Origin of the sequence: Vibrio sp. 1CM8B, from assembly GCF_023161685.1 — a bacterium.
GTDB lineage: Bacteria > Pseudomonadota > Gammaproteobacteria > Enterobacterales > Vibrionaceae > Vibrio > Vibrio coralliirubri.
This window is the reverse complement of the sequence record NZ_JALNTU010000016.1, coordinates 19,467-34,016: the sequence shown is the minus strand read 5'-3', so window position 1 is coordinate 34,016 and position 14,550 is coordinate 19,467. Positions and strand designations below refer to the sequence as shown.

The window sequence follows — 14,550 nt, the reverse complement described above, 5'->3', positions numbered from 1 at the left end:
GATACGAAACTTTAGCGAATGCCGCTTTATTAATTGAAGCCTGTTCACACTTTTCTTTGTTGTTGAAAAGAATACGAAAAAAATCGCATTTTTTATTAAAGCTTCTAATTAAGGGGCCGTTAAAGGGATTGAGAGAAATGATATGTACCAATGTAAGGTGAGAGAGACACTGGTGCATAAACAAATTGACATGTATTTGTGTGAGGTGAGAGTCACATAAGTGCATTAAAAAATGCCTAAAGGAGATCAACTATGGCGATTAATGTAAACACTAATGTGTCTGCAATGACGGCTCAGCGCTACCTGAATAGCGCGGCTGAAGGTACTCAAAAATCAATGGAGCGTTTGTCTTCTGGCTATAAAATCAATAGCGCAAAAGATGATGCTGCAGGCCTACAAATCTCTAACCGCTTAACGTCGCAAAGCCGTGGCCTAGATATGGCTGTGAAAAACGCGAATGACGGTATCTCTATTGCACAGACAGCTGAAGGTGCAATGAATGAGTCAACCAACATTCTGCAACGTATGCGTGACCTTTCTCTTCAATCTTCAAATGGTTCAAACAGCAAATCTGAACGTGTTGCGATCCAAGAAGAAGTATCTGCTCTAAACACAGAACTTAACCGTATTGCTGAAACGACCTCTTTTGGTGGTAACAGGCTTCTTAACGGTACTTACGGTAGCCAATCTTTCCAAATCGGCGCAGACTCCGGTGAAGCTGTAATCCTTTCTATGAGCAACATGCGTACTGACACTCAAGACATGGGTGGCAAGAGCTATGGCGTAGAAGAAGGCAAAGATGCTTCTTGGCGTGTAGGTGCTGGTGCTGATCTAACGATTAAGTACAACGATAAGTTTGGTGAAGCTCAAGAGTTGTCTATTTCTGCGAAAGAAGGCAACGATATCGAAGAGCTAGCAACTTACATCAATGGTCAAAGCCAAGACGTTAAAGCGTCTGTGGGTGAAGGCGGTAAACTGCAACTTTTCGCTTCAAGCCAAAAAGTTGAAGGTGATGTTGAGTTTGGCGGCAGCCTTGCGGGCGAACTAGGTATCGGTGCTGGTAAAGACGTTACCGTTAACGATATCGACGTAACTTCTGTTGCAGGTGCAAACGAAGCAGTATCTATCATTGATGGTGCTCTAAAATCTGTTGATAGCCAACGTGCTTCTCTAGGTGCTTTTCAAAACCGTTTTGACCACGCAATCAGTAACTTAGACAACATTAACGAAAACGTTAATGCGTCTAAGAGCCGTATCAAAGATACCGATTACGCGAAAGAAACAACAGCTATGACTAAGTCTCAAATCCTACAACAGGCGAGTACTTCTATCCTAGCTCAAGCAAAACAGTCACCATCAGCAGCTCTAAGCTTATTGGGCTAAACTTACCTCGGTAAGTAGCGGTAAACTCTACTCTGGGTAGAGTTTTACTGTTTGGCTCATAAAGGAGGGAGGGAGAGTGTTATGGAAATATCATCCAACGCATCGAACATCCAGCCTTATGGCTCACCTAATGGCATTAAAATTGCAAGCGATGAAGGTAGTAGTGCGTCGAGTATTTCGCGACTAAAAGAAGCAACATCTTATGGCAAGGTAGAGAAATCGAAAGAGGAAGCTACCGAAGCGGCGATTCAATTAGCTCAACATAGACAAGAGTTAAATGATGAAGAGCGAGTCAAAATGGTGGAGAAGGTAAACGAGTTTATCTCCTCTCTCAACAAAGGTGTGGCATTTAAGGTCGATGAAGAATCTGGGAGAGATGTGGTTACCATTTATGAGACCACAACCGGTGATATTATTCGCCAGATCCCTGATGAAGAAATGCTTGAAATTCTAAGACGCCTAGCAGCCCAAAACTCGAATAGTCGAATATTTGAGGTGAAGGTTTAAGTCGTATTATTGAGGTGATTTAATGAGTTTTGGCCCAATGGGGATTTCGTCTGGCATGGATATCAATTCCATGGTCAGCAAAATTGTTGATTCGGAGCGTGTACCTAAACAGCAACGAATCGACAATGAACGAACGCGAATCGATACCAGCATTAGTGCCTATGGAAGACTCAGAGAATCCCTTGATTCGATGAAAAACCTGATGACAAACTTTCGTCAGGAAAAAGCTTTTGCTGTGCGAACAGTTGAAAGTACCGATGAAGGTCTTGTCTCTGCAACCGCGACTACCGAAGCGATCGCTGGCAAATATGCCATCGATGTGTTGCAGCTTGCCCAAAGCCATAAAGTGGCTTCTGATGTACTGTCAGAGGACATGAAATTTGGCCCAGGTAAGCTGCAGGTTTCGCTTGGTGATGACAGCTTTGACGTGCAAGTTGGCGACAGATCGAGACTTATCGAAGTTGTTCGTGGAATCAACGGTGCAGATAGCAACCCAGGCGTTCGTGCATCTATTATAAATGATGTCGAAGGTCCAAGACTTATCATTGCCTCGAACCAGTCTGGTTCAGATCAGCAGATCAGCATTAATGTTGAGTCAGATGCTGCCAATCCCCTGAAAAAACTCGAATACAAAACGCTTGAAGAACGTGTTAAAGCGCTAGAGAAAGCGCGCGTTGCTGCTCAAGATATTCTAGCTCTAACCCCTGCAGGAAAAGCCGTCGAACTCATCGATGAAGTGATCGCTAGCGATGACCCAAATGCGAATGAAACACTCGATAAAGATGGCAATATCATCCCAGCAGCCCAAACCGATTCTACTTCAGATGCTGACGGAGACTCTCAAAGTCTCAGCTACGGTGAGCAAGCCGCAGCCGACGGCCAAGCTGCTCTAGACGCAGCTCAAGCGGCAAAGTCGGTGATGCCTGAAGACAATATCCCTGGCTGGACTGAAACCGCGTCAGGTACGCTTTTAGATTCTTACTACACTCCAGAACTTGAGCTTGATGAAAAAGCGATAGAGAAGGCACCCGATGTGCCGGGGTGGTCAAATGCTGCCTCAGGTACTCTGACCGATTCATACGTGACACCGAAAGAAGCCCAACAAAAGCTTGAGGCTGAGCAAGCGCGTATTGAAGAGAAGATTTCACAAGAAAAAGCGGAGTTGGCTGAGAAAGTTCAAAAAGGCGAACTCACCGCAGAACAAGCCAAGAAAATTGAGCGTGCTAAATTAGAACCCGAAGAGCGAGAGCTTTTAGAGAAGGTCGATAAAGCGCAAGCAGACCTCGAACAAGCACAGCAATCTTTTGATACCTATAGTGGTATGACTGAAGTTCAGGCTGGCCAAGATTCTATGGTTGTCTTAGATGGTGTTGCTCAGCTCTCGAGTAATAACAATGTGATTGAAGATGCCGTTGAAGGTATCGATATAACGGTGAAAGGAAAAACGCCAAAAGATAAGCCGCCGGCAGAAATTGGTGTGGAGTACGACCGTAACAGTGTTCGTCAAGATATCGAATCCTTTGTGAGCTCTTATAACCAGTTCTATCAAGTGTCGAAAGACCTCGCCGGTGTTGATCCAACAACAGGCCAAAAGGGACCGCTTTCTGGTGACAGTACAGTGCGTAACGCCGACTCCCGATTGAAAGGGGTGTTCTCATCAAGTATCGAAGGTGCGCCAGACAACCTTAAGTCTTTGACTGAATTCGGTATCACCACCACAAGACAAGGCTCGCTAGAAATCAACTACGACATGCTTGATCGTCAACTCAACAACAATTTCGATAAGTTGGGTGAGTTCTTTGGTGGCAACAATGGTTTCGCCAAAAGAGTGGAAGATGCGATTCAAGGTATCACAGGTATTACGGGTTCAATCCGTACTAGAGAGAAGAGCTTGGTCGAGCAAAACTACCGCTTGGTTGATGACCAAAGCGCGCTTGACCGTCGCATGGACAGCCTAGAGAGCCGCACGCACTCTAAGTTCACGGCCATGCAAGATGCGACCAGTAAGATGCAATCTCAGCTGGGCAGTATGATGAATGCGTTGGGCTAATAGATGAATAGCCAGCTACAAGAGCTTTGTGAACTCGATCAACTAATTATCTCTAAACTGGAATTTAGTGAAATTAATGCTGAAGAAATAACGCAGCTTGTCGATAACAGAGAACAGTTATTGCAAAACGTGCTTCAAATAATCGACTCACATCCCGACGTTAAGCAAAGTTCTGAATGGTTTGAAGCCATTACCAGAACCAGAAAATTAGTCGAATTGATGCAGTCTGAGACGAGTCGAGTAGGTAAGACCCTACACAAGTACCGTCACGGCGCCAAATCAGTTCAACAATACAAAAAGTTTTTATAGAAGAGGTTTACTATGCGCGGTTCTTTACAGGCATATAAAAAGGTATCAGTGGATAGTCAGCTAACGGCTGCCTCACCGCATAAGATTGTACAAATGCTAATGGCCGGTGCTATCGAGCGTTTGATTCAAGGCAAAGCGGCAATGCAAGCAGGCAACATCCCAGTGAAAGGTGAGCGACTTGGTAAGGCTCTAGATATCATTATTAGCCTACGTAGTTGCCTATCTATGGACGATGGTGGCGATATTGCAAAAAACCTAGATCAACTTTATGAGTTCATGATCACGCAAATTTCTGCGGCAAATCACAAAAATGACCCACAGCCTATTGATGATGTTATCGATATTATTCGCGAAATTAAGAGCGCTTGGGACCAAATTCCGAACGAATATCACAACTTGACGTCCGCTGACGTAGGTATTTAAAGAAAAATTGCAGTTTTAACCAATCTCATATCCCTTAATTGGTTGGTTGCCTTATTTTTTTAATCAAATAAAATAGAAGCCATTAGATAGCCTAATGGCTTTTTTTCGTTGCTGATTTCCTAAATTTGTCCACGTAGACCATAATCATTGATACATCTCACTGTTTTATAGACTACGTCGCTCACCGTTTTTCCGCATCGCACCAAAATAAAGGCAATAATTCCTACTTATGCAAGGTTTGGCAAAACTGCTTGTCGTCGACGATAACGCTCAAGATCGTCACAATTTAAGCACAATATTAGAGTTTGTAGGAGAGAGCTGCGAAGTAATCAGCTCTGAACAAGCACGTAAAGTTGACTGGTCACTACAGTGGGCCGGCTGCATTATTGGTACCATTAAAGGTAAAGGCTTCAACGCATTACTGAATGAGAAGCTTGTTCACGCCAATCACATCCCTTTACTGGTGATTGGCAAAAACAATCACCCGGTTGACGAGTTGACTAACTATGTTGGTGAGCTTGAACTTCCTCTTAACTACCCGCAATTAAGTGATGCATTAAGACACTGTAAAGACTTCTTAGGCCGCAAAGGTGTTCAAGTTGTGTCTTCGGCACGCAAGAACACCCTGTTTCGCAGCCTAGTAGGACAAAGTGCTGGCATTCAAGAAGTACGTCACTTAATTGAACAAGTCTCTTCTACGGAAGCGAACGTGCTGATTCTTGGTGAATCAGGCACAGGCAAAGAAGTCGTAGCGCGTAACATTCACTATCACTCTAAACGTCGTTCAGGGCCTTTTGTTCCTGTAAACTGTGGCGCGATTCCACCTGATTTGCTTGAAAGTGAACTGTTTGGTCATGAGAAGGGCGCATTTACTGGGGCGATTACCGCACGTAAAGGCCGTTTTGAATTGGCTGAAGGTGGCACACTGTTTCTTGATGAAATTGGCGATATGCCGATGGCGATGCAAGTTAAGCTGCTACGAGTACTGCAAGAACGATGCTTTGAGCGTGTAGGTGGCAATAGCACCATACAAGCTGATGTTAGAGTGATTGCGGCAACCCACCGCAACCTTGAAGATATGATCGACGATGATTCGTTCCGTGAAGATCTTTACTACCGCTTAAATGTATTCCCGATTGAAATGCCGGCGCTTCAAGATCGTAAAGAAGATATTCCACTGTTGCTTCAAGAGCTGATGACTCGAATGGAAGCGGAAGGCAGCATGCCTATCTGTTTCACGGCTCGTGCTATCAACTCTTTGATGGAGCATTACTGGCCAGGCAACGTTCGTGAACTAGCGAACCTGGTTGAGCGAATGGTTATCTTGTATCCAAATAGCTTGGTTGATGTGAATCATCTGCCAACTAAATATCGATACAGCGATATCCCTGAGTTCCAGCCAGAGTTTAATAGCTTTGGATCTGAAGAGGAGCAAGAGCGTGATGCACTTGCTGATTTGTTCTCAGAAGATTTCAGTTTTGATCAGCAAGATGATATTGCCGACAATGCCAATGCTCCTCAAGAGTTACCGCCAGAAGGGGTTAACTTGAAAGAGCTCCTCGCGGATATGGAAGTGAATATGATCAATCAAGCGTTGGAAGCGCAGGGCGGTATTGTTGCTCGTGCTGCTGACATGCTTGGAATGCGTAGAACCACTCTGGTTGAAAAAATGCGTAAATATAACTTGCAGCGATAGTATCCAGTTTTCGATGAAAACGAAAAACTAGCACACACTTTTTAGCTATTTAGTAACTCTAGCTAAGTGAACAGATAAACCATAGTCGAGTTGTTGCTTGCTTAACTATGTGATAAATATAGCAAATAGCCTGACTCGTGTTGTACGTCTCAGGCTGTTTTAGTATTTGAGGCAAATTTTTGACATGCACGTATCTAACGAACCAGAAAATCAATCACACCTAGATTCTGTTGAACAGCAGGTTGAGCGCTATAAGCAAGTACTCGATGTGATGCCAGCAGGGGTCATCTTGTTAGATACACACGGCGAAGTGAGAGAAGCGAACCCTGAAGCACACCGTATTCTTGGTGTTGAGTTAGTTGGCGAGAAGTGGTTTTCAGTGATTCAAAGTGCCTTCGACCCAAAAGACGATGACGGTCATGAGATCTCATTGAAGAATGGGCGAAAAGTACGTTTGGCGATTTCAGCCTCTACCACGGGTCAGCTGATTTTGATTACCGATTTGACCGAGACCCGACTCTTGCAGTCTCGCGTGAGTGATCTTCAGCGTTTGTCTTCATTAGGCAGAATGGTGGCCTCGCTTGCTCATCAGGTGCGAACGCCGCTTTCAAGTGCGATGCTGTATGCATCAAACCTTGCCGCGCCGAATCTGCCGCCGGCAACAAAAACGCGTTTTCAATCTAAGCTTATGGATAGATTGCATGACTTAGAGAAGCAAGTGAACGACATGTTGTTGTTTGCCAAGGGTGGTGACAACAAAGTCGTTAAGCCATTTACAGTGTCTGAATTGATCACCGAATTTCACCCTATGGTGGAAGCGGCATTGAAAACCAACCAGATTGATTATTGCCAGGAAGTTGAGGCCGAACAGACTCAAATGTTCGGCAACGCCAACGCTATCGCCTCAGCGTTAAGCAACCTGGTGTTGAACGCGGTTCAAATTGCGGGCAAGGAATCGCAGATCGATGTGTTTTTTAGGCCCGTAAATGGCGAGCTTAAGATATCAGTGCAAGACAGTGGCCCCGGTGTACCGAAAGAGCTTCAAGGTAAAATTATGGAACCCTTCTTTACCACTCGTTCACAAGGTACAGGTCTAGGCTTAGCGGTTGTACAAATGGTATGTCGAGCACATGAAGGCCGACTGGAATTGATATCAGAAGAAGGGGACGGCGCATGCTTTACCATGTGTCTACCGCTTGAAAGAAGTGCTTCTTCTGAAGACTAATAAGTTTTAACTGAATTTACACTGGAGAATCCTATGGCTCAAAGCAAAGTGTTAATCGTCGAAGATGATGAAGGTCTACGCGAAGCCCTTGTCGACACTCTCGCGCTTGCTGGCTATGAATGGCTGGAAGCGGATTGTGCGGAAGATGCTCTGGTCAAATTAAAATCGAACTCCGTTGATATTGTCGTATCTGACGTGCAGATGGCGGGCATGGGTGGCTTGGCGCTATTGAGAAACATCAAGCAGCATTGGCCCAACTTACCTGTATTACTAATGACAGCGTACGCCAACATCGAAGATGCCGTTGCTGCAATGAAAGAGGGCGCTATCGACTATATGGCAAAGCCATTTGCGCCAGAAGTACTGCTCAACATGGTCAGCCGTTATGCCCCTGTAAAGTCGGACGACAATGGCGACGCTATCGTTGCTGATGAAAAAAGTATCAAGCTAATGATGCTGGCTGATAAAGTCGCAAAAACCGATGCTAACGTCATGGTGTTAGGCCCGAGTGGTTCTGGTAAAGAGGTGATGTCTCGATACATTCACAATGCTTCTAGCCGAAAAGATGGGCCGTTTGTCGCAATTAACTGCGCGGCGATCCCAGACAACATGTTAGAAGCGACCCTGTTTGGTTATGAAAAAGGCGCATTTACTGGCGCTATTCAAGCTTGCCCGGGGAAATTCGAGCAAGCGCAGGGCGGTACGATTCTGTTGGATGAGATCAGTGAGATGGATCTTAGCCTACAAGCCAAACTACTGCGTGTTTTGCAAGAGCGCGAAGTTGAGCGATTAGGCAGTCGTAAGAGCATCAAATTGGATGTTCGTGTATTAGCGACCAGTAACCGAGACCTTAAACAGTATGTTTCTGAAGGGAATTTCCGTGAGGATTTATACTACCGCTTGAATGTATTCCCAATTTCTTGGCCACCACTGTGTGAGCGAAAAGGTGATATTGAGCCTTTAGCCAAGCACTTAGTTGAGCGTCATTGCACCAAACTTGGTATGCCTGTACCGGTTCTGTCAGCGCAAGCGATCAGTAAACTCGTCAATTATCCGTGGCCGGGCAATGTTCGCGAATTAGACAATGTGGTACAGCGTGCGTTAATATTGAGCGAACAAGAGAACATCTCTGGTGAGCATATCCTTCTTGAAGGTGTCGATTGGCAAGACGCAAGCAGCCTACAACAAATCGTCGAAGGCAGTGATGTTGCTGCGCCAGAAATTAAGCCTATTGCCGAAGCAAACCCAATCAATAAAATCGCGGCTAGCAGCGAAGGGTTAGGTAATGAGCTTAGAGATCAAGAGTATGCGATCATTCTTGAAACCCTGATAGCATGTAATGGCCGACGCAAAGACATGGCTGAAAAACTGGGTATTAGCCCACGCACATTGCGTTACAAATTGGCGAAAATGCGCGATGCTGGAATAGATATCCCAAACTGAGGATAGAATAGTAGTGTCAGCTTTCTGACTAGTGTAATACGATATCTAGTCAATTTAATGTGTGGCACGCTAATTGCTCTGTCAATAATATAGCTAAATAGATGGTCATAATTTTGACTCCTGAGGTAGTAGATGAGAATAGATGGTTTACAAGGCGAAATGCAGGCGATGATGGTCGAAGCTGCCAGCGCGCGTCCCGCAGCAACGGGGCAAGCGGTCGGAGCAGATTTTGGCAACATGCTGACTAATGCCATCAATAATGTGAACTCATTACAAAAGACCTCAGGTGATCTTCAAGCTCGTTTTGATAGTGGCGACCAAAGCGTATCCCTATCGGACGTGATGATTGCTCGTAATAAATCTAGTGTGGCTTTTGAGGCGACGATCCAAATTAGAAATAAATTGGTCGAATCGTACAAAGAGCTGATGAATATGCCGGTATAAGTTGGGTAGTTAAATAGTGGCAGATAATAGTCAAACAACAGATTTAACCGTAAGCGATAGCAACGACCACGCACTTATTGCAGGCTCTGAGCTAGACGGAGAAGGGCAAAACCCCGATCTAGGTGAACGTAGTTCATCGAAGTTCGATATGGCTGTCGGTGATCTCGATTTACTTCGTCAGGTCGTCTTAGTCCTTTCTATCTCTATCTGTGTAGCGCTGATTGTGATGCTGTTTTTCTGGGTGAAAGAGCCAGAAATGCGTCCATTAGGGGCTTACGAAACAGAAGAATTGATTCCCGTTCTTGATTACTTGGATCTGCAAAAGATCCAGTACACGCTTGAAGGCAATACCATCTCAGTACCGGCGAGTGAGTACAACTCATTGAAGCTTAATATGGTACGAGCGGGTTTGAACCAAGAGCGAAACGCGGGTGATGACATCCTCATGCAAGACATGGGTTTTGGAGTATCACAACGTTTAGAACAAGAACGCCTTAAATTAAGTCGTGAAAGACAACTTGCCAAAGCCATTGAGCAGATGAAACAGGTGCGTAAAGCTCAGGTTTTATTGGCCCTGCCGAAGCAGAGTGTCTTTGTACGTCATAATCAAGAAGCTTCCGCTTCCGTATTCCTAACCCTGAAAACTGGCACAAACCTTAAGCAGCAAGAAGTCGATTCTGTTGTGGATATGGTGGCAAGTGCTGTTCCGGGAATGAAGACCTCACGTATTACGGTGACCGATCAGCATGGTCGATTGTTGAGCTCAGGCTCTCAAGACCCTATGTCAGCGGCGCGTCGTAAAGAACACGAGTTAGAGCGCAATCAAGAACAAGCGCTGCGTGAAAAAATTGACTCTATCCTGATTCCTATTCTTGGGTTTGGTAACTACACCGCTCAGGTTGATATTCAGCTCGATTTCAGTGCTGTGGAGCAAACCAGAAAACGCTTTGATCCGAATACACCGGCGACTCGAAGTGAATACACCTTAGAAGATTACAACAACGGCAATACTGTGGCGGGTATTCCGGGGGCGTTGAGTAACCAGCCTCCAGCGGATGCCTCAATTCCACAAGATGTGGCTCAGATGAAAGACGGCGCGATGACAGGTCAAGGCTCTGTTCACAAAGAAGCGACTCGAAACTTTGAGCTAGACACCACCATCAGTCATGAACGTAAACAGAGCGGCACGGTTAATCGCCAGACGGTTTCTGTTGCGATCAAAGACCGCCAATCCTTGAACCCAGATACGGGGGAAGTGGTTCATACTCCGATTCCGGCGAGCGAGATCAATGCGATTCGCCAAGTACTGATTGGTACGGTGGGCTTTGATGAAACTCGTGGTGATTTGCTCAACGTATTAAGCATGCAGTTTGCACCTCAAGTAACAGATGTTGTTGCTGATGTACCAATCTGGGAGCATCCAAACTTCAATGATTGGGTTCGTTGGTTTGCAAGTGCCTTGGTTATTATTGTGGTGGTGTTGGTACTTGTTCGCCCTGCAATGAAGAAACTGCTTAACCCAGCAGCAGACAACGATGAACAGATGTACGGCCCTGATGGTATGCCAATTGGTGCCGACGGCGAAACCAGCTTAATTGGTGGTGATATTGAAGGTGGTGAGCTGTTTGAATTTGGTTCAAGTATCGACTTACCAAACCTTCATAAAGACGAGGACGTGCTGAAAGCAGTACGTGCACTTGTAGCGAATGAACCAGAGCTAGCAGCTCAAGTAGTTAAGAATTGGATGGTAGATGGCTAACGAAATAGTTCCACAACAAACTGAAGGCGGTGAAGTGCTTGATGTCTCTAGCGTGGATATCGGCTCTATCTCAGGCGATGAGCGTGCTGCGATCTTGTTGCTCAGTTTAAATGAAGAAGATGCTGCTGGTATTATTCGTCACCTAGAGCCAAAGCAGGTTCAGCGTGTGGGTAGTGCGATGGCACGAGCTACAGACCTATCCCAAGAGAAAGTAGGCGCAGTGCACCGTGCTTTCTTAGATGATATTCAGAAGTACACCAACATTGGTATGGGCAGCGAAGACTTCATGCGTAATGCGTTAGTTGCTGCTCTGGGTGAAGACAAGGCGAATAACCTTGTTGACCAAATCCTTCTCGGCACAGGTTCGAAAGGTTTGGATTCGCTTAAGTGGATGGATCCTCGTCAGGTGGCGAGCATTATCATCAACGAGCACCCTCAAATTCAAACCATTGTGTTGTCGTACCTCGATGCCGATCAATCGGCTGAGATCTTGTCTCAGTTCCCAGAGCGAGTTCGTCTGGATCTGATGATGCGTATTGCCAACCTTGAAGAAGTTCAACCTTCGGCTCTTGCTGAGCTGAACGAAATCATGGAGAAACAGTTCGCGGGTCAAGCGGGTGCTCAAGCTGCCAAAATTGGTGGCCTGAAAGCCGCGGCTGAGATCATGAACTACATGGATAACAACGTGGAAGGCGTCTTGATGGATCAAATCCGTGACCAAGACGAAGACATGGCAACACAGATTCAAGATCTGATGTTTGTCTTTGAAAACCTTATTGAAGTTGATGACCAAGGTGTTCAACGACTACTACGTGATGTTCCACAAGATATTCTACAGAAAGCACTTAAAGGTGCAGATGAAGGTCTACGTGAGAAGATCTTCAAGAACATGTCTAAACGTGCTGCCGATATGATGAGAGACGATATTGAGGCGATGCCGCCAGTCAAAGTCTCTGATGTTGAAGCGGCTCAGAAAGAGATTTTGGGTATCGCTAGGAAGATGGCAGACAGTGGCGAAATTATGCTGTCTGGTGGCGCCGACGAGTTCCTTTAATACAGAAACCTCAAAAGCCCCACACTGTTGGGGCTTTTCTTTATCCAATCTCGAACCACAGATTAACTCAGTTTAACTGCTTGAATTCACAGTACAGTTAAGCTCATTCATAGATAGGTACTGATATGTCAGGTGATAGAAAACGCGGCTTCCTTCGCCCTGAAGAAGATAATACGGTTGCCCAACCTCAGAAATGGGGGCTGCCTGACTACACCTCTGACGTGAGCAAACAAGCCAAAGAAACCGCTTTTAACTACGACCCTAGTTGGATGCCAACGGTTGAAGAAGCCATTGAAGATGAAGAGCTGGTTCTGACTGAAGAGCAAATAGAGCTGATTAAACAAGGCGCTTATCAGGAAGGTCTGCACCAAGGTCAAGAAGCGGGCTTTAAGCAAGGCTATGAAAAAGGCAAAGAAGAAGGTTTTGCCGCAGGTCACGAAGAAGGCAACGAAGCCGGCAAGCTTGAAGGCGTAACCGCGGGACAAGAATACATTCAACAGCAAGTGGCCGTCTTCATGGGGTTGGCAAACCAGTTCGCTCAACCATTAGAGCTTATGAACGCTCAGGTGGAGAAACAATTGGTCGACATGGTGCTTACCATGGTCAAAGAAGTGGTTCATGTTGAAGTGCAAACCAACCCACAAATCATATTAGATACCGTTAAAGAATCGGTAGAGTCGTTGCCGATCTCTGGTCATGCGATCACATTGAAGCTTAACCCAGAAGATGTCGCGATCATTCGCTCTGCGTATGGCGAGACTGAATTGGACTGCCGTAATTGGACGCTGGTCGCAGAGCCAGCACTCAACCGTGGTGATGTACAAATTGAAGCGGGTGAGTCGAGCGTTAACTACCGCATGGAAGATCGCGTAAAGAACGTCATTCAAAACTTCTGCGGCGCAAATCGCCACCAGGGTCATGAGTAATGCTTGAGTTAGCGAATCGTCTCAGTCAGTACAAAGTCGAGGGGCTAAAATCGCGACCAATTGCCTCTGGTAAATTAGTACGCGTTGTTGGCTTAACGCTTGAAGCGACCGGCTGTAAAGCGCCAATCGGCAGTTTGTGTTTAGTCGAAACCATGTCTGGTCAGATGGAAGCCGAAGTCGTCGGTTTCTCTGGCGATAACCTATTTTTGATGCCGAGTGAGCAAATCACCGGGATCTTACCTGGCGCTCGCGTCACGCCAATGACTACCGAAAGTGGTATCCCTGTTGGAATGGAACTGCTCGGTCGAGTGATCGACGGCGTAGGTAATCCACTCGACGGGTTAGGTCCAATCTATACAGAGCAACGCGCTTCATTTAATGCGGAGCCAATCAACCCGTTAGCTCGTAAACCGATTTCTGAACCACTCGATGTCGGCTTGAAAGCCATTAATGGTTTGCTAACCGTGGGTAAAGGGCAACGTATCGGTCTGTTTGCTGGCTCTGGTGTTGGTAAGTCGGTCACGCTGGGGATGATGACTCGAGGCACAACCGCGCAAGTGGTGGTTGTAGGTCTAATTGGTGAGCGTGGACGAGAAGTAAAAGAGTTTATTGAAGAAATTCTTGGTGAAGATGGCCGTAAGCGTTCGGTTGTTGTTGCCGCTCCTGCCGACTCATCACCATTGATGCGCTTAAAAGGCTGTCAAACCGCGCTGGCTGTCGCCGAGTATTTCCGCGACCAAGGCTTAGATGTTCTGCTGCTCATGGATTCATTGACCCGTTTTGCTCAAGCGCAGCGTGAAATTGCTCTGTCTGTGGGTGAGCCGCCAGCAACCAAAGGTTATCCGCCATCAGTCTTCGCTAAGCTTCCTGCGCTGGTGGAACGAGCAGGTAACGGCAATGATGAACAAGGTTCTATCACAGCTTTCTTTACCGTGTTAACCGAAGGCGATGACTTACAAGATCCGATTGCGGATGCGTCGCGAGCGATTCTCGATGGTCACGTTGTGTTATCTCGTGAGATGGCCGATGCGGGTCACTACCCAGCGATTGATGTTGAGAAATCCGTCAGCCGTGTTATGCCGCAAATCACCACTGAAGAACATGTCTTGATGTCGAAAGCGGTAAGGCAAGTGCTGTCTATCTGTCGTAAAAACCAAGATTTGGTTTCGATTGGTGCTTACAAGCCAGGAACGGATCCAGCAATCGACAGTGCCTTCACGTTGAAGCCAAAACTGGATGAGTACTTGCAGCAGAAGATGAAAGAGACCGTTCCATACGATATGTGCGTCAACATGTTGAAGCATGTATTGGGTGGCTGACGAGTGAATAAG

13 protein-coding genes are annotated in these 14,550 nt (G+C 46.0%); all 13 read left to right on the top strand.

Going from position 1 to position 14,550, the window contains the following annotated elements; all coding sequences use genetic code 11:
• The first annotated feature begins 252 nt into the window (after window positions 1-252).
• Window positions 253-1,383, top strand: coding sequence for a flagellin (locus MSG36_RS21115; protein ID WP_048607820.1), 1,131 nt, complete (start codon window positions 253-255; stop codon window positions 1,381-1,383).
• 81 nt (window positions 1,384-1,464) lie between these two features.
• A complete protein-coding gene (gene flaG / locus MSG36_RS21110; RefSeq protein ID WP_048661526.1) occupies window positions 1,465-1,890 on the top strand; it encodes a flagellar protein FlaG in 426 nt (141 codons plus the stop codon).
• Window positions 1,891-1,912: 22 nt separating this feature from the next.
• A complete protein-coding gene (gene fliD / locus MSG36_RS21105; RefSeq protein WP_248369604.1) occupies window positions 1,913-3,940 on the top strand; it encodes a flagellar filament capping protein FliD in 2,028 nt (675 codons plus the stop codon).
• Between the two features lie 3 nt (window positions 3,941-3,943).
• Window positions 3,944-4,249 (top strand): flagellar protein FliT, encoded by a 306-nt coding sequence (locus MSG36_RS21100; RefSeq protein WP_017060688.1) that lies wholly within the window; start codon window positions 3,944-3,946, stop codon window positions 4,247-4,249.
• 12 nt (window positions 4,250-4,261) lie between these two features.
• The gene (gene fliS, locus MSG36_RS21095; RefSeq protein ID WP_004736194.1) at window positions 4,262-4,672 is read left to right on the top strand and encodes a flagellar export chaperone FliS; all 411 of its coding nucleotides are present in this window, start codon (window positions 4,262-4,264) and stop codon (window positions 4,670-4,672) included.
• Window positions 4,673-4,901: 229 nt separating this feature from the next.
• Entirely contained in the window at window positions 4,902-6,368 is a 1,467-nt protein-coding gene (locus MSG36_RS21090; protein WP_017064122.1) for a sigma-54 dependent transcriptional regulator, read from the top strand.
• 184 nt (window positions 6,369-6,552) lie between these two features.
• Window positions 6,553-7,593: an ATP-binding protein gene (locus tag MSG36_RS21085; RefSeq protein WP_248369602.1), complete on the top strand. Its 1,041-nt coding sequence runs from the start codon at window positions 6,553-6,555 to the stop codon at window positions 7,591-7,593.
• Window positions 7,594-7,626: 33 nt separating this feature from the next.
• Window positions 7,627-9,036, top strand: a complete 1,410-nt coding sequence (locus MSG36_RS21080; protein WP_248369600.1) for a sigma-54 dependent transcriptional regulator — start codon at window positions 7,627-7,629, stop codon at window positions 9,034-9,036.
• Between the two features lie 132 nt (window positions 9,037-9,168).
• Complete coding sequence (fliE, locus tag MSG36_RS21075) at window positions 9,169-9,480, top strand: flagellar hook-basal body complex protein FliE (protein ID WP_017060684.1); 312 nt, start codon at window positions 9,169-9,171, stop codon at window positions 9,478-9,480.
• Between the two features lie 16 nt (window positions 9,481-9,496).
• On the top strand, window positions 9,497-11,239 hold the full coding sequence (gene fliF / locus MSG36_RS21070; protein ID WP_017064120.1) for a flagellar basal-body MS-ring/collar protein FliF: 1,743 nt from the start codon (window positions 9,497-9,499) through the stop codon (window positions 11,237-11,239).
• Window positions 11,232-12,293: a flagellar motor switch protein FliG gene (gene fliG / locus MSG36_RS21065; protein WP_017060682.1), complete on the top strand. Its 1,062-nt coding sequence runs from the start codon at window positions 11,232-11,234 to the stop codon at window positions 12,291-12,293. Before fliF ends, fliG begins: the two co-directional genes overlap by 8 nt.
• A gap of 125 nt (window positions 12,294-12,418) precedes the next feature.
• The gene (fliH, locus tag MSG36_RS21060) at window positions 12,419-13,219 is read left to right on the top strand and encodes a flagellar assembly protein FliH (protein ID WP_017060681.1); all 801 of its coding nucleotides are present in this window, start codon (window positions 12,419-12,421) and stop codon (window positions 13,217-13,219) included.
• Window positions 13,219-14,538: a flagellar protein export ATPase FliI gene (gene fliI, locus MSG36_RS21055; protein ID WP_017060680.1), complete on the top strand. Its 1,320-nt coding sequence runs from the start codon at window positions 13,219-13,221 to the stop codon at window positions 14,536-14,538. Before fliH ends, fliI begins: the two co-directional genes overlap by 1 nt.
• Window positions 14,539-14,550 lie beyond the last annotated feature (12 nt).

Coding starts and splice junctions, on each gene's coding strand:
- MSG36_RS21115 (WP_048607820.1), top strand. CDS start 253: ATGGCGATTAATGTAAACACTAATGTGTCTGCAATGACGGCTCAGCGC.
- flaG (WP_048661526.1), top strand. CDS start 1,465: ATGGAAATATCATCCAACGCATCGAACATCCAGCCTTATGGCTCACCT.
- fliD (WP_248369604.1), top strand. CDS start 1,913: ATGAGTTTTGGCCCAATGGGGATTTCGTCTGGCATGGATATCAATTCC.
- MSG36_RS21100 (WP_017060688.1), top strand. CDS start 3,944: ATGAATAGCCAGCTACAAGAGCTTTGTGAACTCGATCAACTAATTATC.
- fliS (WP_004736194.1), top strand. CDS start 4,262: ATGCGCGGTTCTTTACAGGCATATAAAAAGGTATCAGTGGATAGTCAG.
- MSG36_RS21090 (WP_017064122.1), top strand. CDS start 4,902: ATGCAAGGTTTGGCAAAACTGCTTGTCGTCGACGATAACGCTCAAGAT.
- MSG36_RS21085 (WP_248369602.1), top strand. CDS start 6,553: ATGCACGTATCTAACGAACCAGAAAATCAATCACACCTAGATTCTGTT.
- MSG36_RS21080 (WP_248369600.1), top strand. CDS start 7,627: ATGGCTCAAAGCAAAGTGTTAATCGTCGAAGATGATGAAGGTCTACGC.
- fliE (WP_017060684.1), top strand. CDS start 9,169: ATGAGAATAGATGGTTTACAAGGCGAAATGCAGGCGATGATGGTCGAA.
- fliG (WP_017060682.1), top strand. CDS start 11,232: ATGGCTAACGAAATAGTTCCACAACAAACTGAAGGCGGTGAAGTGCTT.
- fliH (WP_017060681.1), top strand. CDS start 12,419: ATGTCAGGTGATAGAAAACGCGGCTTCCTTCGCCCTGAAGAAGATAAT.
- fliI (WP_017060680.1), top strand. CDS start 13,219: ATGCTTGAGTTAGCGAATCGTCTCAGTCAGTACAAAGTCGAGGGGCTA.